This window comes from Streptomyces sp. SID3343, from assembly GCF_009865215.1.
Classification (GTDB): domain Bacteria; phylum Actinomycetota; class Actinomycetes; order Streptomycetales; family Streptomycetaceae; genus Embleya.
This window is the reverse complement of sequence record NZ_WWJX01001445.1, coordinates 1-1,994: the sequence shown is the minus strand read 5'-3', so window position 1 is coordinate 1,994 and position 1,994 is coordinate 1. Positions and strand designations below refer to the sequence as shown.

1 pseudogene is annotated in these 1,994 nt (G+C 74.6%); it reads left to right on the top strand.

The features are described 5' to 3' along the window. Positions 1–1,994, top strand: a pseudogene (locus tag GT354_RS46080) (DEAD/DEAH box helicase); the annotation flags it as partial.

Genomic DNA, 1,994 nt, shown 5'->3' with positions numbered 1-1,994 from the left:
GCGCGGGTGGCCGCCGCGGGGCTGGACGAGTGGGCGGTGGACAACCTCCTGAGTTATCTGGGCGAGCAGCGCGAGGCGTGCGGGCACGTCCCGGACGACCGGACGATCGTGGTGGAGCGCTTTCGCGACGAGCTCGGCGACTGGCGCGTGGTGGTGCACTCGCCGTTCGGCGCGCAGGTGCACGCGCCGTGGGCGCTGGCGATCTCGGCCCGACTGCGCGAGCGGACCGGGCTCGACGTGCAGACGATGCACGGCGACGACGGCATCGTGCTGCGCATGCCGGACACGGGCGACCCGTTCGGCGGCGAGTCGTTCGGGGAGGGCTCCGACAACATCTCGGCGGGTGCGTTGCCGCCGGACTTCGCGGTGTTCGAGGAGGCCGAGGTCGAGCCGCTGGTGACCGCGGAGGTGGGCGGCTCGGCGCTGTTCGCGTCGCGCTTTCGCGAGTGCGCGGCGCGCGCGCTGTTGCTGCCGCGCCGGATGCCCGGGCGCCGCACGCCACTGTGGCAGCAGCGTCAGCGGTCGGCGCAACTGCTCGCGGTGGCAAGCGAGTACGGGTCGTTCCCGATCGTGTTGGAAACGATGCGCGAATGCCTGCAGGACGTGTTCGACGTACCCGGGTTGACCGGCCTGATGCGCGACATCGCCACCCGAGCGGTGCGGATCGTGGAGGTCACCACGACCGAACCCTCGCCGTTCGCGCGCTCGCTGCTGTTCGGCTACGTCGCGCAGTTCATGTACGAGGGCGACTCCCCGCTCGCGGAGCGAAGGGCGGCGGCGCTCGCGCTCGACTCGCGCCTGCTCGCCGAACTGCTCGGGCAGGCCGAACTGCGCGAACTGCTGGACCCCGACGTGCTGGAGCGCACCGAGAGCGAGTTGCAGCGGCTGGCCGAGGACCGCCGCGCGCGCGACGCCGAGGGGGTCGCGGATCTACTGCGGCTGCTGGGCCCGCTCGGCGGCGCGGAGATCGCCGCGCGCTGCACGGACGCGTTCGAGGCGGGGTGGTTGAGCGGTTTGGAGGAGGCGCGCCGGGTGATCCGGGTGCGGATCGCGGGCGAGGAGCGCTGGGCCGGGATCGAGGACGCGGGGCGGTTGCGCGACGCGCTGGGCACCCCCCTGCCGGTGGGCGTTCCGGAGGCGTTCACCGAGCCGGTCAAGGACCCGTTGGGCGACCTGATCGCGCGGCACGCGCGCACCCACGGGCCGTTTCGGGCCGCCGAGGCCGCGGCCCGGTTCGGCCTGGGAGTCGCGGTGACCACGGGCACGTTGGAGCGGCTCGCGGCCGGTGGGCAGGTCGTCTCGGGAGAGTTCCGCCCGGGCGGTTCCGGCCTGGAGTGGTGCGGCGCCGAGGTGTTGCGGATGCTGCGGCGGCGCTCGCTCGCCGCGCTGCGGCACGAGGTCGAGCCGGTGCCGCCGGTCGCGCTGGCCCGGTTCGCGATCGCGTGGCAGAGCGTGGGGGCGGCCAACGTGCGCGGCCTGGACGGACTGGTGCGCGTCGTCGAGCAGTTGCAGGGCGCGAGCGTGCCGGCGTCGGCGCTGGAGAAGCTGGTCCTGCCGTCGCGGGTGAGCGACTATCGGCCCGCGTTGCTCGACGAGTTGTGCGCGGCCGGCGAGGTCGTGTGGGCGGGGCACGGCGCGCTGCCGGGCAAGGACGGGTGGATCTCGCTCTACCTCGCCGACGCCGCGCCCTTCCTGCTGCCTCCGCCCGTGCCGCTGGACCCCACACCGCTGCACGGCGCGATCTTGACCGCGCTGGCCGGTGGTTACGCGTTGTTCTTTCGACAACTGACGGAGCGGCTGGCCCAGGACCCGACCCTGGCGCCGATGCCGTCCGAGGCGGCGATCGCCGACGCGCTGTGGGACCTGGCCTGGTCGGGCCAGGTCACCGGCGACACCCTGACCCCGCTGCGCGCGCTGCTCGGCTCCGGGCGCACGTCGGGCTCGACCGCGCACCGGGCGCGGCGGGCCACCCCGCGCGGGCGCTACGCGGGCCT